This window comes from Kastovskya adunca (genome assembly GCF_059505785.1).
Genome location: NZ_JCACLG010000016.1, coordinates 55817 through 77841, shown reverse-complemented (window position 1 = coordinate 77841; position 22025 = coordinate 55817). Strand labels below are relative to the sequence as shown.

The 22025-nt window shown below is 49.3% G+C and carries 22 protein-coding genes and 1 tRNA gene; 14 read left to right on the top strand and 9 right to left on the bottom strand.

Going from position 1 to position 22025, the window contains the following annotated elements:
• The first annotated feature begins 198 nt into the window (after positions 1–198).
• Both AC5JR3_RS05270 and mdh read left to right on the top strand, forming a co-directional pair.
• Positions 199–417: an NAD(P)H-quinone oxidoreductase subunit O gene (locus AC5JR3_RS05270; RefSeq protein WP_495843722.1), complete on the top strand. Its 219-nt coding sequence runs from the start codon at positions 199–201 to the stop codon at positions 415–417.
• A 195-nt stretch (positions 418–612) separates the two neighbouring features.
• Complete coding sequence (gene mdh / locus AC5JR3_RS05265) at positions 613–1587, top strand: malate dehydrogenase (RefSeq protein ID WP_495843720.1); 975 nt, start codon at positions 613–615, stop codon at positions 1585–1587.
• Between the two features lie 274 nt (positions 1588–1861).
• Here mdh and AC5JR3_RS05260 read toward each other — a convergent pair whose 3' ends face one another.
• From AC5JR3_RS05260 to AC5JR3_RS05250, 3 genes are all read right to left on the bottom strand, one after another.
• Positions 1862–2041: a hypothetical protein gene (locus AC5JR3_RS05260; protein ID WP_495843719.1), complete on the bottom strand. Its 180-nt coding sequence runs from the start codon at positions 2039–2041 to the stop codon at positions 1862–1864.
• A 253-nt stretch (positions 2042–2294) separates the two neighbouring features.
• Positions 2295–3944 carry an ABC1 kinase family protein gene (locus AC5JR3_RS05255; RefSeq protein ID WP_495843717.1) on the bottom strand — a complete coding sequence of 550 codons (1650 nt, stop codon included), beginning with the start codon at positions 3942–3944 and terminating at the stop codon, positions 2295–2297.
• Positions 3945–4077: 133 nt separating this feature from the next.
• The gene (locus AC5JR3_RS05250; RefSeq protein ID WP_495843715.1) at positions 4078–5163 is read right to left on the bottom strand and encodes a mannose-1-phosphate guanylyltransferase; all 1086 of its coding nucleotides are present in this window, start codon (positions 5161–5163) and stop codon (positions 4078–4080) included.
• A 471-nt stretch (positions 5164–5634) separates the two neighbouring features.
• Here AC5JR3_RS05250 and AC5JR3_RS05245 point away from each other — a divergent pair, with 471 nt between their 5' ends.
• A complete protein-coding gene (locus AC5JR3_RS05245; protein ID WP_495843713.1) occupies positions 5635–7053 on the top strand; it encodes an LCP family protein in 1419 nt (472 codons plus the stop codon).
• 49 nt (positions 7054–7102) lie between these two features.
• Positions 7103–7633 carry a pentapeptide repeat-containing protein gene (locus AC5JR3_RS05240; protein WP_495843711.1) on the top strand — a complete coding sequence of 177 codons (531 nt, stop codon included), beginning with the start codon at positions 7103–7105 and terminating at the stop codon, positions 7631–7633.
• Here the strand turns inward: AC5JR3_RS05240 and AC5JR3_RS05235 are convergent.
• Positions 7619–8323: a GDSL-type esterase/lipase family protein gene (locus tag AC5JR3_RS05235; RefSeq protein WP_495843734.1), complete on the bottom strand. Its 705-nt coding sequence runs from the start codon at positions 8321–8323 to the stop codon at positions 7619–7621. The genes AC5JR3_RS05240 and AC5JR3_RS05235 overlap by 15 nt on opposite strands.
• Positions 8324–8538: 215 nt before the next feature.
• On the opposite strand from AC5JR3_RS05235, the gene AC5JR3_RS05230 reads away from it, so the two are divergent.
• The 6 genes from AC5JR3_RS05230 (at position 8539) to AC5JR3_RS05205 (ending at position 12674) form a co-directional block, all read left to right on the top strand.
• The gene (locus AC5JR3_RS05230; RefSeq protein ID WP_495843709.1) at positions 8539–8769 is read left to right on the top strand and encodes a DNA-directed RNA polymerase subunit omega; all 231 of its coding nucleotides are present in this window, start codon (positions 8539–8541) and stop codon (positions 8767–8769) included.
• A gap of 262 nt (positions 8770–9031) precedes the next feature.
• Positions 9032–9652 carry a hypothetical protein gene (locus AC5JR3_RS05225; protein WP_495843708.1) on the top strand — a complete coding sequence of 207 codons (621 nt, stop codon included), beginning with the start codon at positions 9032–9034 and terminating at the stop codon, positions 9650–9652.
• A 17-nt stretch (positions 9653–9669) separates the two neighbouring features.
• Positions 9670–10035, top strand: coding sequence for a DUF1818 family protein (locus AC5JR3_RS05220; RefSeq protein ID WP_495843706.1), 366 nt, complete (start codon positions 9670–9672; stop codon positions 10033–10035).
• Between the two features lie 47 nt (positions 10036–10082).
• Positions 10083–10156: transfer RNA gene (locus tag AC5JR3_RS05215), tRNA-Pro, on the top strand.
• Between the two features lie 192 nt (positions 10157–10348).
• Positions 10349–11017, top strand: a complete 669-nt coding sequence (msrA, locus tag AC5JR3_RS05210) for a peptide-methionine (S)-S-oxide reductase MsrA (protein WP_495843704.1) — start codon at positions 10349–10351, stop codon at positions 11015–11017.
• 256 nt (positions 11018–11273) lie between these two features.
• Positions 11274–12674 carry a TldD/PmbA family protein gene (locus tag AC5JR3_RS05205; protein WP_495843702.1) on the top strand — a complete coding sequence of 467 codons (1401 nt, stop codon included), beginning with the start codon at positions 11274–11276 and terminating at the stop codon, positions 12672–12674.
• 248 nt (positions 12675–12922) lie between these two features.
• Here AC5JR3_RS05205 and AC5JR3_RS05200 read toward each other — a convergent pair whose 3' ends face one another.
• The 3 genes from AC5JR3_RS05200 to AC5JR3_RS05190 form a co-directional block, all read right to left on the bottom strand.
• On the bottom strand, positions 12923–13480 hold the full coding sequence (locus tag AC5JR3_RS05200; RefSeq protein WP_495843732.1) for a Uma2 family endonuclease: 558 nt from the start codon (positions 13478–13480) through the stop codon (positions 12923–12925).
• 268 nt (positions 13481–13748) lie between these two features.
• Positions 13749–14621, bottom strand: a complete 873-nt coding sequence (gene fghA / locus AC5JR3_RS05195) for an S-formylglutathione hydrolase (RefSeq protein WP_495843700.1) — start codon at positions 14619–14621, stop codon at positions 13749–13751.
• A gap of 97 nt (positions 14622–14718) precedes the next feature.
• Positions 14719–15828: an S-(hydroxymethyl)glutathione dehydrogenase/class III alcohol dehydrogenase gene (locus AC5JR3_RS05190; protein WP_495843698.1), complete on the bottom strand. Its 1110-nt coding sequence runs from the start codon at positions 15826–15828 to the stop codon at positions 14719–14721.
• Between the two features lie 394 nt (positions 15829–16222).
• On the opposite strand from AC5JR3_RS05190, the gene AC5JR3_RS05185 reads away from it, so the two are divergent.
• Together AC5JR3_RS05185 and AC5JR3_RS05180 are read left to right on the top strand one after the other, a co-directional pair.
• Complete coding sequence (locus tag AC5JR3_RS05185; protein ID WP_495843696.1) at positions 16223–16678, top strand: GatB/YqeY domain-containing protein; 456 nt, start codon at positions 16223–16225, stop codon at positions 16676–16678.
• 166 nt (positions 16679–16844) lie between these two features.
• The gene (locus tag AC5JR3_RS05180; protein ID WP_495843694.1) at positions 16845–17669 is read left to right on the top strand and encodes an N-formylglutamate amidohydrolase; all 825 of its coding nucleotides are present in this window, start codon (positions 16845–16847) and stop codon (positions 17667–17669) included.
• Here AC5JR3_RS05180 and AC5JR3_RS05175 read toward each other — a convergent pair.
• The gene (locus AC5JR3_RS05175) at positions 17653–18906 is read right to left on the bottom strand and encodes a tetratricopeptide repeat protein (protein ID WP_495843693.1); all 1254 of its coding nucleotides are present in this window, start codon (positions 18904–18906) and stop codon (positions 17653–17655) included. The genes AC5JR3_RS05180 and AC5JR3_RS05175 overlap by 17 nt on opposite strands.
• Positions 18907–19091: 185 nt before the next feature.
• Here AC5JR3_RS05175 and AC5JR3_RS05170 point away from each other — a divergent pair, with 185 nt between their 5' ends.
• Together AC5JR3_RS05170 and AC5JR3_RS05165 are read left to right on the top strand one after the other, a co-directional pair.
• A complete protein-coding gene (locus AC5JR3_RS05170) occupies positions 19092–20264 on the top strand; it encodes an esterase-like activity of phytase family protein (RefSeq protein WP_495843730.1) in 1173 nt (390 codons plus the stop codon).
• 88 nt (positions 20265–20352) lie between these two features.
• Complete coding sequence (locus tag AC5JR3_RS05165; protein WP_495843692.1) at positions 20353–20943, top strand: chromophore lyase CpcT/CpeT; 591 nt, start codon at positions 20353–20355, stop codon at positions 20941–20943.
• A gap of 115 nt (positions 20944–21058) precedes the next feature.
• On the opposite strand, the gene AC5JR3_RS05160 is transcribed toward AC5JR3_RS05165, so the two are convergent.
• Positions 21059–21994, bottom strand: a complete 936-nt coding sequence (locus AC5JR3_RS05160; RefSeq protein WP_495843690.1) for an ATP adenylyltransferase family protein — start codon at positions 21992–21994, stop codon at positions 21059–21061.
• Positions 21995–22025 lie beyond the last annotated feature (31 nt).

Genomic DNA, 22025 nt, shown 5'->3' with positions numbered 1-22025 from the left:
CTTCACCCTTCATACTTCACCCTTCATACTTCACCCTTCATACTTCACCCTTCACACTTTCTCCCCCACTCAGCACTCAGGACTCAGGACTCAGGACTCACAGACTTACAGACTCCCTTCGCCAATCTGCTGAAATTCCCTTTCTAGCCGTAAAATGCTAAACAAAGGCATTGGGACGCTGAATTAAGGGCAGTAACTATGGCAGACAAAATTAAAAAAGGCGCGCTCGTGCGTGCGATCAAAGAAAAGCTAGAAAACAGTGTAGAAGCGAAAGCCAGCGATTCACGGTTTCCCTCTTATCTGTTTGAAACTAAGGGTGAAGTTGTGGACATGAGGGGGGACTACGCTTTAGTTAAATTTGGTCAAGTGCCCACTCCGAACATTTGGCTACACGCCGAGCAGTTAGAAACAGTGTAGGGAGCGGCTGAAGCTACTCCTACTCAGATCTTGCACTAGCCCCCTGATCCCTCTGTTCCGGGGAACTGGAATTAAAAGCTGGCTTCCCTCATAAATCAGGAGGGAGAAGAAGGGGGTGAATGATGATTGAGAACATCAGGTGCAAGATGTGAGCCTACAGAGAAGTTAGTTAAATTACGCGATCGCTCCCCTGTTATGGCATCTTCCCCTAATTCCCCTTTTCCCTGTCACGAGCACCGTGTCTCCATTATTGGTGGTGGCAAGGTGGGTAGCACCCTTGCCCAGCGGGTTGCTGAGAAGAATTTGGCAGATGTGGTGCTGCTGGATGTGGTGGAGGGGATGCCTCAGGGGATTGCTCTAGATTTGTTAGAGGCAAGGGGAGTTGAGCGTCACGATAGCCAGATTATTGGCACGAATGACTATGCAGATACGGCGGGTTCGGATGTCGTCGTCATTACCGCAGGCATTCCCCGCAAACCGGGTATGAGTAGAGACGAGCTGCTGAAGATTAATGCCAAGATTGTTTTTGAAGCGGCAAAAAAAGCGATCGCTCATTCCCCTGATGCTCTGTTGATTGTCGTTACTAACCCACTGGATGTTGTAACGTACCTGGCATGGCAGGCAAGCAACCTTTCCCCCCGCCGCGTTATGGGGATGGCAGGGATTCTCGATTCTGCCCGTTTTCAAACATTCATCGCCATGGAATTAGGCGTTTCCACAGCGGATGTCCAGGCGTTGGTACTGGGAGGACATGGGGACTTGATGGTGCCCTTGCCGCGTTACTCTACGGTTGGCGGCATTCCCATTACAGAGTTGATGGATGCAGCAACCATCGAACGCTTGATAGAACGCACTCGCAATGGTGGTGCGGAAATTGTGGAACTAATGCGTACAGGCGGCGCTTACTATGCCCCCGCATCGTCTGCCTGCTTGATGGTAGAGGCAATTTTACACAATCAGTCGCGGCAAGTCCCCGTGGCTGCCTACCTTCAAGGCGAATATGGTTTAGAGGATATTTTCATCGGTGTTCCCTGCCGTGTAGGATGTCGGGGAGTTGAACAGGTGTTGGAACTCAATCTCACCGATGCCGAACGCTCAGCTTTACAGAAATCTGCTGAATCCGTGCGCCAAAGTGTCCAACAGGCAACAGCGCTGCTGGGTAACAATTAAATTGATCGCATAGGTACTACTTAGAAAGGCGATCGCCTCCTCTCTTAGACGCTGATTACTAAGTTTGTTTTACTGGAATACTTACTAAAACCAAAGCAGTGATGGATGTAAAACAGGCTGTAGATCTAGCGCTCAACTTTTTGGGGGGTTTGGCAGGATTTGGCTTTAATGAACCACAGAGGGCGCAGAGAACTCAGAGGAAGAGGGGAAGAGAGAGGGAAGAGAGATTCTCTGGAGGTTTGGCTGAGGCGATCGCTAAGTTTTAGTGATTTGATTAGGTCAGTTTGAGGATGGCAGTTCCCCGCAGTAATTTCGCCATCGCGGCACCTGTGACAACGCTGACAATTAACCACGTCATCGCTAAACCGACTAACTCGCTCAGGAAAAGGTGGGTAATTTGTCGCCAAATGCCGCCAAGTATCCAGCCATACGCTAGTCCAGTACTCCATCCCAAGCTGTTGAACGCGGGATTGGCAGGGCAATTAGGAAGGTACTAAGCAAGCAGATAAGCAAAGCGACGCTAAGAACGCCAAGAGAAGAGAGATATAGAGAGCGTTTCCATGAATTTTTGAGGATTTTGGGCAACAGGCTTGAAGCGCTCAACTTTAGGCAGGCGATCGCAAAATTTATAACAATACGTCATCAACAGGATTATTAGCGATCGATCGCTTCCCTTCTTTGCCAAGATAGGCGATCGCCTCCTCCCCTTACCTCAACCGTCCTGAGCGCAAAATACTAATGATCAACCACAGCCCTAGGAAACTCGCCACCCCAAACAAAATCGTACTCAAAATAGACAACTGACTAGTTTGGGCATTGGAGGAGATAATTGCCGCACCCATAATTAACGAACCGACCAAAATACTAAAAGATAGGCGGTTTGCAGAATCATCGACACTGCGGCGCAAAGGGTCTAACTCCCGGATAGTCAGATTCCATTTCAACGTTTCTGACGTCACTCGGTCTAAAAGCAACTCCAATTGACGCGGTGATTGCAAGGAGAGGCTTTTGATATCCAGAGCAGTTCTCAAAAACGTTTGTAATGGGTTAGCACCCAGTAGCTGACGCTGAAATAAATCATTCATCAGCGGCTTAATTTCGTCTAGCAGGTTAACTTCTGGATCAAAAGTACGAGCGACACCTTCCAAATTTGCCAAGGTCTTTGCATACAAACCCATATTGCTGGGCAAACGAATTTTGTTGTTACGAGAAACTTGTAGAATCTCATAAAACACTTGGCTGAAGTTAATTTGGGAGAGGTTGAGGCTATAGTACTTCCGCAACATGCGGTCATAGTCATTTTCCAGACGCACCAAACTGATAGGTTGACCCGCCTCAGACAGTTGCAGAGTTAACTGAGCGCACCGTTGGGCATCTAAATCGACGATCGCCAACAACATCTCAGTTAAAATCTGCTGGGTACGCGGGTCTAAAGTCCCCATCATGCCACAGTCTAAAAGGGCAAGACGACCATCGTGCAGATAAAAGATATTGCCAGGATGAGGGTCAGCGTGGAAAAACCCTTCAATATAAATCTGCTGAAAGAAGGCGCGAAATAACAGCGTCGTGATTTCACTGCGCTGGGTGCTAATATCCTTGTCGTCCCGCATGGGGGGTAACGTCCCCAACAAAATTGGCACCCCATCTAGCCACTCCATCACCATCAGCTTTTCGGAGGTCAAATCCCAGTAAATCATGGGAACGACTAGCTTTGTCGGGTCGAACCAACGGCTGGTGGATAAATTGCGTCGGAGTCGATCGGTATAGGAAGCTTCTTGAGTGAAATCTAGCTCGGCTTCCAGCGCCGTTGCAAACTCGTCGGCTAAAGCGACAACGTCGTAGTCTTGCCCAAAGTCAGTGCGAGACGCTAACTCTGCTAAAGCTTTAACTAAAGAAATATCCTGAGCAACAACCGTCTCAATCCCCGGACGCTGTACCTTAATTGCCACCTCCTGACCATTTTTCAAAGTTGCCCGATGGGTTTGGGCAATTGAACCCGCTGCAACAGCTTGAGGCTCGATGTAGGCAAAGGCTTCCTCTAGGGGCACTTTTAACTGTTGGCGAATTAATACTTCTACCTCACTCCACTCCACAGGTGGCACATTGGCTTGCAAGTCCGTTAAAGACTCAACATACTCCTGGGGCAATAGGTCAGGACGCGTACTCAAAAGCTGCCCCAGCTTGACATAGACCGGGCCCAATTCCACTAAAATGTTTCGCAGGACGGTGGGAGGAGGCAGTTGCGGTTTATCCGTCTTGCTGCCTGTCAGAAGTCCGCGCATGTAGTCCCAGCCGTGGCGGAAGACGACTTCAAGAATTTCGCGTTGTCGGGAACTGGTTCGAGTTAAAGAAAGCATGGTTGGGGGCGCTTAGGCTTAGGCTAGGGACTAGGAGATTCAGTCAGTCGCACTGCCAACCTAGTCCCTAGTACTTCTGTAAATTGTTGTAACGCTCTTCGAGGGTAAGTGCCAATGCACCTAGGGAAGGAAATTACAGCAATTTCTCAAGTTTGGGGTCTGCTCTGAGTAACTCTAGTAACTTTTTAATGTCTTGGGTGCGGTCTTTGTTGACAATTAATGTGACGTTGCGATCGCGCACCACCACCACATCATCTAACCCAATGGTGGCAATCACCTCCTCCCCATCCGCCGCATAAAAAATTCCTCCCTGGGTATCTAGCCCTACATGGGTTGCCAGTTCCACATTCTGAGCGTCCCCTTTCATCAGCCGCTCTAGCGCATTCCAGTCCCCCAGATCGTCCCAACCAAAGGCAGCGGGAAGGACATATGCCAATTGCGTTTTTTCCATCAACGCATAGTCAATACTCTTTTTAGGAAGGTGGGAATAAGCGGCGCTTCCTTGTTCTTCAAGCAAACTGATAATTTCCAAAGCGTGAGTGCGGAGTTCCTCCAGCACCACCCCAGCCCGGAAGACAAACATCCCACTGTTCCAGCTAAACCGACCCGTCGCCAGAAACTGCTCTGCTGTCTCTCGGTCAGGCTTTTCGGTAAACCGACTCACCCGATAAATCGGTAATGCCGCTTTTCCCCCAACCTCTGATGGTGTTGCGGTTCCTGTTTGCTCTCCTTGCTCAATGTACCCGTATCCCGTCGAAGCATAGCCGGGAGTAATTCCCAACGTCACAATTGATGCTGCCGACGCCGCGAGTTGTGCCGCCGCCGCGATCGTTTGTTGAAACGCCTCTTGGTCTTCAATCCAATGGTCGGCGGGAAAAAAGCCCACCACTGCATCATCTCCATATCTCCGGGCAATCTCCAACGTCCCCCAAGCCACTGCGGGTGCCGTGTCGCGTCCCTCCGGCTCCACCAACAAATTTTCCTCAGGAAGTTCAGGCAGTTGTTCTCTCACTCCCTGAGCCAAAAGCGCCGAGGTAATGACCCACAACTTCGACCACGAGCCTGAGAGGTCTAACAATCGCTCCGCAGTCGCCTGTAACAGGCTCTTACCACTGCCATCAAGGCTGAGAAACTGCTTCGGTCGGTCTTTACGGCTCAAGGGCCAAAAGCGTTCCCCTTTGCCACCAGCCAAAATTACGGGGATCAAAGATGTATCCATTCGGTGCAGCGCCCACTAAATTTTCTGCTATATCCTAAGCCATGCTTTATGAAGGGTGAAGGGTGAAGTATGAAGTATGAAGGGTGAAGTATGAAATAGGCGATTGGAGTAATGGCTAATCGTCGTCAATTTTTCTCTCCCCTGCTCCCCTGCTCCCCTGCTCCCCTGCTCCCCCGCTCCCCCGCTCCTCATGCCCATAACAGGGGACGAGCAATGAACCACTAGCCATCAGATCGGCATAAATAAAACCAACGACGGATGACTAAAAAACTATACTCCTGTCACAAGCATGAGATACAGATTGAGTACCTAACGTTATAATCCTGCATGGGATTTCAGAATATTTCAGTAGGACTTACGCAGAACCTTCCTTTTTAGGGAACTCCAACGGCTGAATTCCCTGAAAGTCTGTTAAGGGTACGTAAGTCTGATCTATGTGTTTGCAGGCTACGACTATTCGGTGAGGTGAGGGTGAAAAAAGGCATCAAGCATTCCCCAACTAGTTTTGGGCTTCAATCATCTGAGAGTGAGGCTAACTCTCAATCCGGTTTTGAGTCCAATAGTGTTAATGATGTCTTTACTGCGTCACCAACCCCAGTGGAGGAAAACGAGCCGCGTGGGGGTTCTGGTTTGACGCGATGGTTTTACTGGAGTGCGGCCTTTGCGCTGACGGCAGCAGTATCTGCGATGCTGGGAGCAACGTTGGCGTTGATTACACCGCTATCGCCTGTGATTGTCCCTCACTTAGGAGGGGGCGTTGAGGGAAAGCCTTGGCGTAAAAACTTTCAGTACCGTCTAGCACGACCCGTTCACATCCTGGTAATGGGGATCGATCGGGTTCTGGATACGCCAGAAAGTTCTCCAGATGTCTTTGCCGGACGCAGCGATACAATGTTGCTTCTGCGGCTCGATCCCAAAGACAATTCTGTCAACATGCTGTCGATTCCCCGAGATACTCAAGTGGAAATTCCGGGGTACGGCGTGACCAAAATCAATCAGGCAAATGAAGAAGGGGGGCCAGAACTTGCTGCACGGGTAACAAGTCGTACCCTGAATAATGTTCCGGTTGACCGCTATGTGCGAGTAACAACGGATGCCTTTCGCGAGCTGGTGGACTTGGTGGGGGGCGTTGAGGTGTATGTACCTCAGCAGATGCAGTATGAAGATGCCACCCAGCATCTAAAAATTGACCTAGAACCAGGTTGGCAGACTTTAACTGGCGACCAAGCGGAGCAATTTGCTCGTTTTCGCAGTGATAATAAGGGTGATATTGGTCGGGTGCAACGGCAGCAAGTGCTTTTAAAGGCGTTGCGACAGCGGATTCAAAGTCCAGCAGTCCTCCCCCGTTTGCCAGAGGCAGTGCGGGTGATGCAGCAGTATATTGACACCAACTTGAGCTTAGAAGAGATGCTAGCGTTGGTGAGCTTTAGCTTAGAGCTGGATCAAGATGACTTTCATATGGTGCTTTTACCGGGACGATTTAGTCAGCCGGATGAGTTTGTAGCCAGCTATTGGCTGATGAACTCCCAGGGACGCGATCGCATTATGCGTCAATATTTCCAGCAAGACATCCAACAAAACTCGCTCTATGCCAGTCCGGTACGCGGTCGCCTGCGTGTTGCTGTCCAAAATGCCACCGGAGAGACGGGTGTAGGCGATCGCGTCGCCCGGTATCTACGGGAGAAAGGCTTGGAAAATGTCTATGTGATTGAAAATTGGTCTGATTCCCGCGCTGAAACTGAAATTATTGCCCAACAGGGTGACTTGGAAACTGCCGCCACTGTGAAAAGACTTTTGGGACTGGGTAAAGTTGAGGCATCTTCTACTGGGGATTTAGATTCTGACCTGACAATTCGCGTGGGAGAAGATTGGTTAGAGAAAGAGTTTTAACCGCTGTTGTCAAAGCGTACATCTACACCTGTTTAGAAAGGAGTTAGAGATGCAATTGTTGAAGACAAAAACCATCAAAAACTTTGTTCTACGCTTGCTAAGACTGGCTTTAGCGCTGGTCTTAGCTTGGCTCTGGGTGCTGCTGGGGGCTACCCCTGCCTTCGCCCAGGCAAAAAGCGTTAACTATAGTAATACGGAACTACAAAACCGCGACTTTTCTCGTATGGATTTAGCGGGGGCGCTGTTTGCCGCAGCGGATATGCGAGGCGCTGACTTCCAGGCGTCTGACCTGAGTAACTCGATTTTTTCTCAAGGCGTATTGCTGGGGGCTAATTTGTCAGGAGCCAACCTGACAGGGGCGATGCTCGACCAAGCCACCCTGGATGAAGCGGACTTAAGCAACGCCAACTTTACTGAGGCAACAATGGTACGGACTCGCTTTTTTGATGCCGACATTACCGGAGCGGATTTTACCGATGCCATTATCGACCGCTATCAAGTCTCCTTAATGTGCGATCGCGCTAGTGGTGTTAACCCAGTCACTGGAGTTGCCACGCGGGACAGCCTAGGCTGCCGATGACTTGATAGATGCCAGCTTGGCGATCGGTTCCCAAGCCAAGACATCTTGCAGCAATGCCTGATAGCCGCTGACGTTGGGGTGTAGCCCATCGGCACTGAGGCGATCGCGTCGCCACTGAGTCCCCCTCGCCATCCACAGATCGAAGATATCGAGATAAGGAATCTGACGTTTTTCACAAGCAAGGCGTGTTGCTTCTTTGTAGCGGTACTGTTCGCCGTGATTGTAATAAAAACTACCTAAAAACGGCATTTTTTCCTCATCCACAGGCACCATGCCGACAAATAGCACCGAACAAAGTTGCTGGGATTGGTCTAATAAGGTTGCCATTTCCCGGTTGAACAAATCAAAATCAGTATATTGACGCCCGTTGACATGTCCTAGACGTGCAGAATCATTGACGCCAACTGACAAAATCATTGCCTCCGGAACGCGATTTCTCAGTTCTCCTCGGTGGCAAAACTCCTGCTCTAGACGGGCTTGCACTTGTTGCACACCGTCGCCCCGCACGCCCAGATTGTAAAGCACATGACCCGGTGGCGACATCCACCTCAGTCGCAGTTGCTCTACCCAGCCGCCACCAACTGGGTCGCCAAAGCCATAGACGAGACTATCTCCCAGGGCAACTAGCTTTAAGGGATGACTAGAAAATTGCTTAGACAACTGAGACCTTGGATTAGCAAGGGTTTGCATAACGTACTGTGACACCTTGATGACTACTTAAACTCAACACACCGAAAATAATCTCAATAATAGTAAACGATTCTTTGCAATCTGGGCGATATCTTTTTGGGTAGAGGGGACTATTCCGGCTGCCTGAAGATTTGGGGAGTCCTGCTAAACTAAAGGTTGCAACGACGCGCTGTCATCAGGCGTATTTTTTGATTTTTAGTGAAGGAAAATTCCTTATGCTGCACAAGCGTTACCAATTTGATTCGAGCGAGGTTCTGTACCGTGCAGAGGAGCTAGTCAGTGCCGCCTCCAATCGCTACCGGATTACGGTACAAGTGGCAAACCGTGCCAAGCGCCGTCGGTATGAGGATTTTGAAACTATGGATGACCCTTTAATGAAGCCTGTGCTACGGGCAATTATTGAAATGTCTGATGAGCTGACACAGCCAGAAATTATTGGTGATTAGTGAGTAGTCGGGTAGCTCTAGCCGTAATCCTCTCAACCAAGTCGGCTGGCGTTGCTCTTTACCGGAGCAAGCTTCTCAAAAGTCCTGAGTGCTGAGTTGGTAAGTAACAATAGACGTTCATCTTAGGTAGTTGACGCTGAGGCGATCGCTAACTAGGAAGTCTTCCCTCTCTTGCCGAACTCTGAACTTAGGACTATTTTTAAAGGTCAGTGGGTGCTTTATAACTCAATTTTTAATCGCACTTACATTTAAATCTGGAAATATGCAGCTTACTCTTAAACTTCCTAAGCAACTTAGCCGTTTTGTGATTGCCACTTTAATTGGGACTTGCCTGTTCCTTTTGGGAACAGGGATTAAAGATTCTGGGATCTGGAATGGTATCGGTTCGCAACCTGCGGCGGCTCAATTTTTTCAAGCCGATGCTTGGCGACAAGTTTATGAAAAATTGCCCGATTTCCCCTTAGAGAACCAATACGTCAGTAGCAAGACGGGCGAGGTCAATTCCGAGAATACCCTGGCAAGTCGTTTAATTCGTTACCACGTCTTTACCAAAAGCCGCACCCCCAACTACCGTCTTGATTGGAAGCTGACCCTGGCTGACTATCTGGGGGCTCACGAATACCTAGTGGCGTCCCAGTATCCCGGTAATGACAATTTACGAGAAAATCCCATGGAAGGCGATCGCGCTGCCATTGAAAGCCTAAATCGCACTCAACGGAATGCCTTAGTCAATGTTTTGGTGAGCATCTTCAATCCTGACACCACCCCCCAAACCGCACCATCTCCTCAAAGTGCGCCCCCCTCAACAACAGCACCCGCCTCTAGAAGAAACAGTCCCCTACCTCTCCCCCAACCGGGAGATGCTCAGTTGTTGCGACCCTAGCCGGGGTTAGGAATAGCATGGAGCGACTTGTAAAAAGCGGAACAGGCTGGCGTTTGGGATGGAACCCGGAAGCCGTCGAGTATCAAGGATTAGTTGGCGGCGAAACTTGGGCTGTTGAGCTGACAGAAGCGGAATTAAACGACTTTTGCCGCTTGCTGGCGCAACTCGTGCAAGCAATGGATCAAATAGCAGAAGAATTGATGGATGAGGAGAAAATCTCTTGTGAAGCCGAAAGCAATTTAATCTGGCTAGAAGTAGAAGGGTATGCCGATGCCTACACCCTGCGCTTTATCCTCAACTCAGGACGTTGCTGTGAGGGGAGCTGGTCAGCCGCCGCTGTACCAGAACTAGTACAAGCGGCTCAAACTCTGAAAGTATTTTAAATTGTGGGAAATCAGTTGAAAATTTGTGCTATGATTAATAAATGTGCCGGGGCGTAGCGCAGCTTGGTAGCGCACCACTTTGGGGTAGTGGGGGTCGTGGGTTCAAATCCCGCCGCTCCGATTGAAATGAAAAACTAAAAACCCTTTCTGAGAATAAAGAAACAGCAATTCACCTTAGAGCAAGCAAAATCTCTAAAGTGAATGTTTTTTTGTAGGGTAGGTTGCCGTACAAGTGACGCGCTCGCATAGCACTCCTGCCTGATTACAATTTTAAGTAAGGTAAAGAAGTACATAACAATCGGAGTCAGAGCAAATGGTACTGTTCGGATTTGGTAAAAAGAAAACAATGCCTACCGCTGAAGAGGCTCTGCCAGGGCGAGATCAGCCGATGCCAGTTCCTTCCCGTCACCAGGTCAACGGTAATCCACTCCAGCCCCCTTATCCCGAAGGAATGGAGACTGCCATGTTTGGTATGGGGTGCTTCTGGGGAGCTGAACGCAAATTTTGGGAGCAAAAGGGTGTATTTACAACGGCTGTGGGTTACGCGGGCGGCTTTACACCCAACCCTACCTATCAAGAAGTTTGTACAGGTATGACGGCTCACAATGAAGTCGTGCTCGTGGTGTTTGACCCGAAAGTCGTGAGTTATGAAACCCTATTAAAAGTCTTTTGGGAAAGCCACAATCCCACCCAAGGGATGCGCCAAGGTAACGACACGGGTAGCCAGTACCGTTCCGGAATTTACCTGTATTCTCAAGAGCAGAAAAAGCTAGCGGAAGCCTCGCGAGACGCTTATCAGCAAGCTCTGAGCCAGGGTGGTTATGGAGAGATCACCACAGAGATTATCGATGCTCCTGAGTTCTACTATGCAGAAGCCTACCATCAGCAATACCTGGATAAAAATAAGGGTGGGTATTGTGGTCTAGGCGGGACGAATATTGCCTGTCCTGTAGGGCTAACCGCAGCTAGCGATACTCTATAGCCGTTTTAGCGAAGGCCTTTCAGGGGCGGCTATAGGAACAAAGCCTGCCGACGTGGACTCCAAAAACTCCGGGATTTTAGAGTTGGCGTCGGCAGATCGGCTACGTTTTGGGAAGCTGCCTTTTTGGGTGTCTGTCAGTGACGGCGGCAAGAGATGACTCTAATCTGCCCTGATCCCTCATCTCTTCTGCAATGGCACCCAACGTCTTAATTGTTACAGAATAGAGGTAGTTCTTCTAATCTTGCTGCCTGTTTTTATGCCGACTCTCCTGGCTGATGCCAAAGATCTCCTTTCTGACTTGATTGCCCGTTATCGCTATGAAGTTGATTACCTGGCAATTCGCCTCGAAAATTCAGAGGGAACGAGTATTTTTTTGCGCGGTGACAAAGTCGAAACCCTCAGTGAGGGGTTGTCAATTGGGGGGCAAGTCCGGGCTTGCTACAAAGGCGGTTGGGGATTTGCCAGTTTTAATCAACTTTCGACGTTAGCAGAGCGAGTCGAAGAAGCGATCGCGGCGGCGAAAATTGTCGGTGATGAGGAAACGATTCTCGCCCCGATTGAGGTGGTGCAGGATGTTTGCCAGTTGCCCCTTACCGGAACAGATCCTCGGAAGATTCCCCTGGCACAGAAGAAGGAATTGTGCGATCGCTACAATCAAATTCTCAAAAGCTATAGCGATCGTATCAGCACCACCTCTGTCCGTTATAGCGACAGCACCCAACGCATCATCATCGCCACATCAGAAGGAGCGCTGATTGAGCAATCCTGGGTAGATATAGAAATGCGCTTTGCTGCAACAGCTCGTAATGGCGAGATTGTGCAAACAGGTAGAGAAACCGTCGGCTCTCGCAAAGCTTACGAAGACTTGACGAATTTGGACGAACAGGTAAAGAGTGCCGCTCAACGTGCCGTTGATGCCCTCTCCTTGCCCCCCGTCAAGGGCGGAGTTTACACCGTCGTCATCGACCCCATCCTCACGGGTTTATTCGTCCACGAAGCCTTTGGGCATCTCTCCGAAGCTGATATGGCTTACGAAAACCCAGACATATTAGAAGTGATGAGCATGGGGCGTCGGTTTGGTTCCGAAGAGTTACAAATTTTTGACGGTGCCGCACCCCAAGGACATCGCGGTAGTTACTTTTACGACGATGAAGGTACGCCAGCCACCACCACTCAACTGATCAAAGATGGTGTCTTAGTAGGACGCCTCCACTCCCGCGAAACCGCTGGCAAATTAGGCGAAACCGCCACAGGTAACGCCCGCTGCCTCAACTACCACTATCCGCCCATCGTACGGATGACCAACACCTGGATTGAGCGAGGAAAAACGCCCGTTGCCGATTTATTCCAAGGGATTAAAGAAGGGGTTTATGCCCGGAACTGGTTAGGGGGGATGACGAATGGTGAGATGTTTACCTTTAGTGCTGGGGAAGCTTGGATGATTCGCGATGGCAAAATTGCCGAACCTGTGAGGGATGTCACCCTCTCCGGCAACGTCTTTAAGACCCTGGCTGATATTGAAGCCATCGGTGATGACTTCTACTGGGATGAGTCCGGCGGCTGTGGCAAAGCTGGACAAGGCGGCTTACCCGTCGGTTGTGGCGGCCCCAGTTTGCGAATTCGCAACGTTGTTGTCGGTGGCGAAGCGGCGGAGTAGGAAAGTCATCCTAATGCTGTTCGGATAAAGCCAACTTAACTTCTCCTTCCCACCTTTCCCTAGCCCTGCCCTACAGAGGGGAGGGAAGTGGAATAAATGTTTTTTACGGGGAAGGGGGATTTTCGTTCCAGCAACATCATCTTTTCCTATCCCTGGGACAAATGACAGTGCAAACGTCCCCAAGGGAAACAATTTTCTAAGCGACTCATCCCAACAACTCCTCTAACACATCCAAATCTGCCCCAATCTCATCCTCTAGGATTCATCACCCGCTCACTCGTCAAATCCAAATTCGGTAGCATCGGCGAGATAATCCGCTCATTCCCCTGAAAAACCCGCTCCTCATACAATCCTTCCACCCACTCCAGCACCGTAACCCGCCCTTCAATCGGGTCAACAATCCAATACTCCGCAATTCCCCGCGCCGCATACTCAGACCGCTTGTAGCGATAATCTCGGTCTATGTTTTCCTTCCCCGGTGACACTACCTCAACCACCAACTGAGGCGGCGGCATATCAATCATTACCGTAGACCGACTTGCCCCCTCTAATGCCGTTGCCAGTTCCTCAGAAAGCACCATCAAATCCGGTAAGCGCGTCGTTGCCCGCGAACCCATCACCACAATTTCTGTCCCAATTCTCAATCGATAGGAGGGAATTCCCTGTTGCGAAAAACAGACTAGTAAGAACATGGCAATGCGCTGATTTAAATCGCTTTCTGGCGGCATAACTACCAACTCCCCCTTGACCAAACAGGTGCGAGTATCCGTCCCATCGTCATAGTTAAGGTACTCCTCAAGCGTCATTTTCTGGAATGCAATAGTTACCATCTTCTTCCACCGCTTCTGCAAATCTAGGATGTTGTTCTCAGCCACAGGTTGCCGCTTATTATCCAGCAATAACCCATCCGCCTCCTTGTCATAAAACCAGACGTAAGACGGATGGGCTTTCCGGCTCATCACACAAGGTTTTGCTGCCTTTGAGAATGGACATTAAACAACTTCTAGCTCATATCCTACTGAAGAGAAACCTGGTTTGCTATGTTTTTAACCTCTTCAACAGGCAGATCGCTAGCTACGTTGATAATAATGAGGTTGCCTCCACAAGAACAGCGGCATGGTGGCGAATATGGTCTTCCATAAAAGTGGCGATGAAGTAATAGCTGTGGTTGTACCCTTCTTGAAAGCGCAACGTTAGGGGTTGTCCGGCTTTTTTACACGCCTCCTCAAATACCTCAGGGAGCAATTGCTGCTTCTCTAGAAAGGGGTCGGCGGTGCCTTGGTCGATGAGGATGGGACGGTTGTAATTAGCAGTCAGTACTAGTTCGCTGGCATCGTAGGTACGCCATTGTTCTTTATCCGTACCCAGATAATTGGTAAATGCCTTCTGTCCCCAAGGACAGCGCATCGGGGCTGCAATGGGTGCAAGTGCAGAGACAGACTGATATTGCTCAGGGTTTCTCAAGGCGCAGACTAACGCCCCATGACCGCCCATAGAATGACCAAAAATCCCCTGTCTTCCGGATTGCACGGGGAAATGTTCGGCAATCAGAGCTGGTAGTTCCTGAACAACATAGCTATACATGCCGTAATGAGATGCCCACGGCTCCACCGTCGCATCAACATAAAAACCAGCCCCCGTGCCAAAGTCCCAATCTGCATCTTCTCCCGTAATCCCTGCATCGCGAGGACTGGTATCGGGTACAACCAGCATCAAGCCATACTTAGCCGCAAACTCCTGTGCGCCTGCCTTTGCCATGAAATTTTCTTCAGTGCAGGTTAAACCAGAGAGAAAATACAGCACGGGAACGGCTTGGGATTGTGCTTGCGGCGGCTGATAAACGGCGAATTTCATCTTGCCGTTACAGGTATCAGAGTCATGGCTGTAAAAGCCGACTGTACCGCCGAAACTGCGATTTTCTGAGATCAGGTTGAGGGATGCAGACATAAGCTTGATTCTTGGCAGTTGGCGTCGAGCGGTAATGATATCAAATTGTGCAAAATTGCGATCGCCCTTAAAAAAGGATTAGCTCTAATTGACCTATTTAGAACGTCACCACACTACGAATTGACTCACCTTTGTGCATCAAATCAAAGGCATCGTTAACCTTCTCCAAAGGCATGACGTGGGTAATCAAGTCATCAATATTGATCTTCCCTTCCATATACCAGTCAACGATTTTCGGTACATCAGTGCGTCCTCTGGCACCCCCGAAAGCGCTTCCCTTCCAAACGCGTCCGGTAACCAGTTGAAAGGGGCGAGTGCTAATTTCCTGTCCCGCCCCAGCAACGCCGATAATCACACTGACGCCCCAGCCTTTATGGCAGCATTCCAACGCTTGGCGCATTACCTTCACATTACCGATGCACTCGAAGCTGTAGTCGGCACCGCCTTTGGTTAAGTCAACCAGGTAAGGAACTAAATCACCCTCGACTTCTTTGGGGTTCACAAAATCCGTCATGCCGAATTTTTCGGCTAGTTCTCGCTTGGCGGGGTTGATGTCAACGCCGACAATCTGAGTTGCCCCTACCATCCTTGCTCCCTGGATGACGTTTAAACCAATACCACCCAATCCAAAAACCACCACTCGCGAACCGGGTTCGACTTTAGCCGTATAAATAACAGCACCAATACCCGTTGTAACGCCGCAGCCGATGTAGCAAACCTTCTCAAAGGGGGCATCTTCTCGAATCTTGGCAACGGCGATTTCCGGCAGCACGGTGTAGTTAGCAAAGGTGGAGGTGCCCATGTAGTGATGGAGCTTTTTGCCATTCAAGGAGAAGCGACTGGTGCCATCGGGCATGAGTCCCCGTCCTTGAGTAGAGCGGATTGCTTGGCAGAGGTTGGTTTTCCGGCTCAAGCAATATTCGCACTGACGGCATTCGGGGGTGTAGAGGGGGATAATATGGTCGCCAGGTTTGACACTAGTAACCCCTTCACCGACTTCTACAACGACTCCCGCGCCTTCGTGTCCCAAAATTGCGGGAAATAGCCCTTCGGGATCGTCTCCTGAGAGGGTATAAGCGTCGGTGTGACAGATTCCCGTTGCTTTAATCTCAACCATCACCTCCCCCGCTTTTGGGCCTTCAAGCTGCACGGTTTCGATGCTGAGGGGTTTACCTGCTTCCCAGGCGACTGCTGCTCTAACTTCCACTTTGTTCCTACTTATATCCACCAACTCATCTCAGTGTACTAAGTTGTTAGGGAGGTTTAGGTGTGGGTAGAAGTATCCTTTGAGGGAGAACTCGCATGTGCAATACCTTTATTAAGGCTTCTGTTTCCTCAATTGCTAAGGTAGTTGCTCTACCTTTTAACTACTTTAGGATTAATTGCAAACCCTGGTTTTTTAATGTTTCTAATTTTTTAGGTGATTGAGTTAGAAAACGATGCAAAACCTACTTCTTCGGTGAGCCTGTTTGGGAATAATAGGCAGAAATTACGCCATCCTAATAGTAACTTTCGGTTCTATTATTGCAGTAGCAGGGAATTAAATCACTTCCTGCTATCTTGACTCTTACCAAGTTGATTAAAGAGGGATATTAAAGTCGATGAGCTTAAAAGATCGGATCTCCGAAGATATTAAAACGGCGATGAAGGCAAAAGATAAAACGCGCCTGGAAACCGTCCGGGGGATAAAAAAGGTTTTACTGGAAAAAGAAGTGAGCCTACGTCCCGAAGGGCAAACGAGCCTCACTGAAGTGCAGGAACTTGAGGTATTAGCCCAACAAGCGAAACAACGCCGGGAGTCTATCGAGCAATATCGCCAAGCCGGACGCGATGACTTGGCAGACCAGGAAGCGTTGGAGTTAGCAATTATCGAAACCTATTTGCCTAAGCAACTTTCTGATCAGGAAGTGGCGGCGATTGTTGATGAAATTATTGCCGAGGTCGGGGCGAGTTCTGCTAAAGATATGGGTAAGGTTATGGGCCCGGCGATGCAACGGTTGAAGGGTCGCGCTGAAGGTCAAAAGATCCAGGCAATGGTAAAAGCGAAGTTAAGTTAGGGAGGTAGGGCTGAGGAGAGCGATCGCTTTTTTTGTGCAAGATTAGCGGTTTCTATCCCAAAATGAGTGATTTGTCAAGCCGCTGGCAAGAGCCGTATAAAAAGTTGCAGATTCTTCTGAAAATTTTAGATAGGCTCACAAGCTTAGTAGTCGAAAAAATCAATCTATGAAACAACCGTTTTGGGCATTGACAAAAGGACATCAGCCGTTAGTTGCCGTAGCGCTTCACGATGGTCATCACGTACGCCCTGAGGTCGCTGAACTCCTCGCCATCGACAAAAATGACCGCAAGCGAGAAGAAGACCCCTTCACGGCTGCCTGGACAGATATAGCCCAGACGCGGTTAGTGGTATTGCGATCGCGTTTTGAAGTTGATTTGAATCGACCCAGGAAAAAAGCAATTTACCTCAAACCAGAAGACGCCTGGGGATTGGATATTTGGCGCGAGGTTCCCTCCCCAGAAATCCTGGAGCAGTCTTTAGCGGAATATGACCGCTTCTATGCCGTTGTGGAGGAAATCTGCACGCACCTAGAGCAACGCTATGGACGCTTTGTAATCTTCGACCTCCACACCTACAATCACTACCGCAATGGGCAACATGCGCCTCCAGCAGAACAGTGGCTCAACCCTGAAATTAACCTCGGTACAGGTTCCCTGAATCGGCAATATTGGCAACCTGTAGTTGAGCGCTTTTTGGGAGACTTGCGCCGCTTTGACTTTTTCGGTCGGCAATTGGATGTCCGGGAAAATGTCAAGTTCGTGGGCGGGCATTTTGCCCGTTGGGTTCACTCACACTTTCCCCAATCCGCCTGTGTATTATCAATTGAGGTGAAGAAGTTTTTTATGGATGAATGGTCGCACCAGCCAGACTTGCAGCAAATGGCAGCCATTCACCAAGCGTTACGCTCTACTATACCGGGAGTGTTGGAAGAATTGCAGCAGTTATCTAGGGAGTCAGCTGAGAATTACCAGACTATGGCTGTTGATTAATTTGCTCAATTTGTTTTGTAAAGTGACTTTCCTCATACTGCAGCGATCGCGCCAGTTCTAACCCTTCTTGGAAGGCTGTTAAGGCTTGAGGATAGTTCTGTTGCTGGAGATGAATTTGCCCCATTTTGTCATAAGTATTCATCAAGCCGTAGTAGTCGTAAGACCGTTGTTCTATCTGCAACAGCACTTCATAGATTTGTAAGGCAAACTCTGGTTGCTCGTATTGCTGATAGAGTGCGCCTAGTTTTTGCAATGCCTCAGTTGCATCCCCAAACTGCTGATTGGCGACGGCTAAGGTGTAAGCTTGCTGATAGTTTTGGCTAGCCTGTTCGGGCTGATTGAGGGCGTGGTAGTCAGAGGCGATCGCTATCAGCAATGCCGGAAACTGCGGATTGTTTGGCACCGCCTGATAACTCTCAACCAAACGTAGCTTTACCTTCAACGCATTTTCTGGTTCTTTTGCCTTGTCGTAAATGTAGGATAGCTGTTTGAGATACTCAACTTGATCGACGACATCAGACTGATCTTGAGAGATTTTCAGCAACTCCTCATAAGTAGCCGCCGCTTTTGGGTAGTCGAAATACGCCATCTGCAATTGCCCCATAGTTTTCAGGGTCGATTCTTTCGCCGCGACATCATTGCTTTGCCGCGCCTGGGCGAGAATTTGCTCGTAAATCGTCAACGCTTGTTGAGGTGATCGCACTTGCTCGTAAGCTTTGCCCAAGGCTTCCCGAAGTTCTTCTTTATTAGTACTAAGTGCTGAGTCCTTAGTTATCAGTTGTGAAGTCTGAGGGCGACGGGAAGAAGAGGAAGAGGGTTTTTCTAGCTCTTGCTGAATCGCTTCTAAGCGCTTGGTAATCACTTGCACTTGAGTTTTTTGATTTCCCTCCCAAGCCACTTCTCCCACTCGTCCCAAAGCTCTCACCTCTTCTAGAGTGCCGAGAGTCCGCCGCAACCTCAGTTCCCGGTTCCAGATATCAAAAGCCTGGGCGGCATTGCCAGCTTGGTATTGGGCAGTTGCCTGAGCATTTAGCTGATCTAGCTCTTCCTTAAATCTCAGCAGTTCCAATGGACTCAACGGACGCTCTACCGATGACTCAGGTAACAGCAGATCAGGGGTGGTTATTTCCAGAGGATTTGGTGTCTTTTCTTGTGACCAAGCAGGCGCAGCCACCCCCAGCACCACCACCAGCGCCGAAACTCCCGCCGTTAACATTTTGAGCTGATAATTAGGCATACATTTCCCCCATCCCACTCTCTAAACTTTACCGATAACAACTAATTTTTAACGATGGGCAATTAAGCAGACTTGCTCCCACCTAACTTGATCGTCCCAGTTCTACCTGTGGTTGTAGCCTCTCTTGCCTCGCTGACTGGTACAGTGATGCCAGAGTTTCCGCCTTGAGAGTAATTTTGGCAAGCATGTGGGTGAATGAGAATAAATTTAAGCTAAGGTCTTGGCTATTAGTAGGCGTGTTTGCCTGCTTGAGCCTGTTTACAACCTCCTGTGGCATCCAGCCAGGAGTGGCACAAGACCGACTTTTTCTAGACTTATCACTGGACTATTTAGGTGAGTACCAACTGCCGAAGCTGACGTTTAAAGATACACCCGTAGGTGGGATCTCGGCATTGACTTACGACCGAAGTCGCGATCGCCTCTATGCCCTCTCGGATGACCGCAGTGAACGTGCTCCCGCCCGATTTTATACAATCCAACTCACAACCGCTGGCAACGAGGCTGGAGAAATCGCACCGGAGGACGTTATCGTTGAGGACGTAACCTTTCTCAAAGATGAGAACGGCGAGACTTACGCTAAAGGGAGTCTCGATCCAGAAGGTATTGCCCTCTCTCCCAAAGAGAGCGTGTTTATCTCCAGTGAAGGTATCCCTAGTCAAGGGATTTCTCCCTTCATTCAAGAATTTGACCTAAAAACCGGACAACAGCTACAAAGCTTGCCGATTCCAGAACGCTTCCTCCCTGGAGATGAACAGGGCGTGCAGGAAAATTTAGGCTTTGAGTCCCTAACCCTCGACCCTACGGGTTTAGCAGCGGCAAGCGGCGACCCCTTCCGCCTGTTTACGGCGACAGAATCCGCATTAGTGCAGGATAAACTCACCGACGCTCCCGAAGAATCTGTCCGCCTTCGCCTACTGCACTACATCCTCGGTGATATTGCTCCCCCCTTGCTGGTGGCGGAACATCTCTACCTCCTCGCCCCCACACCTGCAGGTGCAATTGACAATGGCTTGACGGAATTAGTCGCCCTCGATCCGGGGGGTCATTTCTTGAGTTTAGAACGAACTTACGGGCTAGCTGGTGCTGGGGCAAAGATTTATCAAGTCACAGCCGCCGCGTCAACAGATACCTCCACCATCACTAGTTTCAATGGGGATATCAGCGGGATTAGACCGATTCAGAAAAAGTTGCTCCTCGATTTGAGTGACCTAGGAATTTATTTAGATAACTTGGAAGCAATGACTTTAGGGCCGCGCCTTGCTGATGGTAGCCAGAGTTTAGTGTTGGTGAGCGATGACAACTTCAGTGAGAGGCAACTGACGCAGTTGCTTTTATTTCGTCTCAAAGGTTTGAGCTAAAGAGAGTTCAAAAGTACATGTAGGAGCGATCGCCCTCGTTTTACAATTAATTAATGAAAATATCATGTCAATTTTGAAGAATTAGTTAATGACTCATTCTACTGATATCGCTACCCTAGCTCGTTGGATGGCAGCCGATTTTAGTAACCAGGAACAAGCCTTCGAGAATCCACCTTTTTTTGCTCACATCCGCGTCTGTATGCGTCCGCTTCCGGTGGAACTACTAGGCGGCGTCAGCTTATTTGTCGAACAAGCCTATGACTACATGCTGAATACCCCCTACAGATTGCGGGTGTTGAAGCTGACTGATATAGGCGATCGCATTGCAATTGAAAACTATACCGTTAAAGACGAAAAACCCTTCCACGGTGCCTCCCGCGACCTCAAACGCCTGCAATCTCTTACCGCCGACCAACTGGAGAAACTCCCCGGCTGCAACATGATTGTTGAATGGACAGGTCATAGCTTCAAGGGTGAAGTTGAACCGGGTAAGGCTTGCATGGTTTTTCGCCAAGGTAAGGAAACCTATCTCGACAGCAGCTTCGAGATCGACCAAGACAAATTTACCAGTCTTGACCGAGGATGCGACCCCCAAACCGATGAGCAAGTTTGGGGTTCGGTGGCTGGTTCGTTTTACTTTGTCCGCTGGGCAAGTTTTGCCGAGGAGGTAAAAGTTTAGTTAGCTTTTTGGTTGTGAGTTTTTAGTTGTTCGGGCGCACAATGCTAGTTAAGTTGCGTTGTTGAGCAAAACAGCCGCGATCGCCTAATTCCTCACTAAAACACGTACAGGCTCTCTAAATAGTTGGTATGGCGACATTTTTCAAAATACTCAGGGGGCCGTAGTCTTTCAAAAGCTTCATTTCCTCCGCATTCCGTACCAGGAGGGCACCCGCGAATCCTAAGGAATTTACTGAGATTGACTCAAAATGTTCTTGCGATCGCGGTACGATCAGCATCCATTCCCGTGTCGCGAGAAAGTTGTAGGGTGCAGATTGCCTGTTTTCCGGGGCGGCAACATCCCCCTGCAAGCCTAGGGTACGTAGTGAGGCGTGATAGCGCTCAAGGGTGGCGATCGCCGCTTCTAAGGGAGATTTCGACCAATTTGGGTCTAGGGAGACAACAGCATGTCTAAAGGGAAAGCCTGGTATTGTCCCAAAACCCTTAAATGTAGCGGATGTTAGCAGAGGTTCAATGGGGATCTTTGAGCCTTCTGGAGCCAGGGGTAGAGGGATGAGTTGTAAGTGCTTGTGTCGCTGGCTAGCCCCGGCAATCTGACCACCATTGTAGAAGACTAAACCATCAATTTCGGCAAGACTTGCCCACATCGCCTCAAAATCTTGCAAATTTAACCAGTTTTCCTGTTCCTCAAACGAGCGCGTCACAATCAGCAGGTGATGGTCAACGACATTGAATTTGTTCAACAAACCGACATGGGTGTTGGAGATGTCTGCAACAAATAGGTCTTGATCATAGGGAAGGAAGGGGTTGAACTCCTTTCCAGAATTGGTAACTTCCTGGTTCTGCTTCTTTGCCTCATCTTTGCGAACAAGATTGGACAAAATCCGCACCAGGAACCGAACGCCACCCTGCTCTACAAATTCATACTTTGTAGGGATTGGCTGGAGCGCACCGCATTGGAGTGCTTGCTCAGTTCGCTCGATCACCTTTGCCCATAACGTTCCCGGTTCCAGCACTTGTGTCTCCCGTGCAGTCGGTTTTTCTTCAGACACCGTTACTCCTTTAAAATCTGACGCCCTTTTT

Excerpts from the sequence above, each read along its gene's own strand:
- AC5JR3_RS05180 (WP_495843694.1), top strand. The coding sequence starts at position 16,845 with ATGAAACAACCGTTTTGGGCATTGACAAAAGGACATCAGCCGTTAGTT.
- AC5JR3_RS05170 (WP_495843730.1), top strand. The coding sequence starts at position 19,092 with ATGTGGGTGAATGAGAATAAATTTAAGCTAAGGTCTTGGCTATTAGTA.
- AC5JR3_RS05185 (WP_495843696.1), top strand. The coding sequence starts at position 16,223 with ATGAGCTTAAAAGATCGGATCTCCGAAGATATTAAAACGGCGATGAAG.
- AC5JR3_RS05255 (WP_495843717.1), bottom strand. The coding sequence starts at position 3,944 with ATGCTTTCTTTAACTCGAACCAGTTCCCGACAACGCGAAATTCTTGAA.
- AC5JR3_RS05225 (WP_495843708.1), top strand. The coding sequence starts at position 9,032 with ATGCAGCTTACTCTTAAACTTCCTAAGCAACTTAGCCGTTTTGTGATT.
- AC5JR3_RS05270 (WP_495843722.1), top strand. The coding sequence starts at position 199 with ATGGCAGACAAAATTAAAAAAGGCGCGCTCGTGCGTGCGATCAAAGAA.
- AC5JR3_RS05240 (WP_495843711.1), top strand. The coding sequence starts at position 7,103 with ATGCAATTGTTGAAGACAAAAACCATCAAAAACTTTGTTCTACGCTTG.
- mdh (WP_495843720.1), top strand. The coding sequence starts at position 613 with ATGGCATCTTCCCCTAATTCCCCTTTTCCCTGTCACGAGCACCGTGTC.
- AC5JR3_RS05205 (WP_495843702.1), top strand. The coding sequence starts at position 11,274 with ATGCCGACTCTCCTGGCTGATGCCAAAGATCTCCTTTCTGACTTGATT.
- AC5JR3_RS05175 (WP_495843693.1), bottom strand. The coding sequence starts at position 18,906 with ATGCCTAATTATCAGCTCAAAATGTTAACGGCGGGAGTTTCGGCGCTG.
- AC5JR3_RS05235 (WP_495843734.1), bottom strand. The coding sequence starts at position 8,323 with ATGCAAACCCTTGCTAATCCAAGGTCTCAGTTGTCTAAGCAATTTTCT.
- AC5JR3_RS05250 (WP_495843715.1), bottom strand. The coding sequence starts at position 5,163 with ATGGATACATCTTTGATCCCCGTAATTTTGGCTGGTGGCAAAGGGGAA.
- AC5JR3_RS05200 (WP_495843732.1), bottom strand. The coding sequence starts at position 13,480 with ATGACGCTTGAGGAGTACCTTAACTATGACGATGGGACGGATACTCGC.
- AC5JR3_RS05230 (WP_495843709.1), top strand. The coding sequence starts at position 8,539 with ATGCTGCACAAGCGTTACCAATTTGATTCGAGCGAGGTTCTGTACCGT.
- fghA (WP_495843700.1), bottom strand. The coding sequence starts at position 14,621 with ATGTCTGCATCCCTCAACCTGATCTCAGAAAATCGCAGTTTCGGCGGT.
- AC5JR3_RS05165 (WP_495843692.1), top strand. The coding sequence starts at position 20,353 with ATGACTCATTCTACTGATATCGCTACCCTAGCTCGTTGGATGGCAGCC.
- msrA (WP_495843704.1), top strand. The coding sequence starts at position 10,349 with ATGGTACTGTTCGGATTTGGTAAAAAGAAAACAATGCCTACCGCTGAA.
- AC5JR3_RS05220 (WP_495843706.1), top strand. The coding sequence starts at position 9,670 with ATGGAGCGACTTGTAAAAAGCGGAACAGGCTGGCGTTTGGGATGGAAC.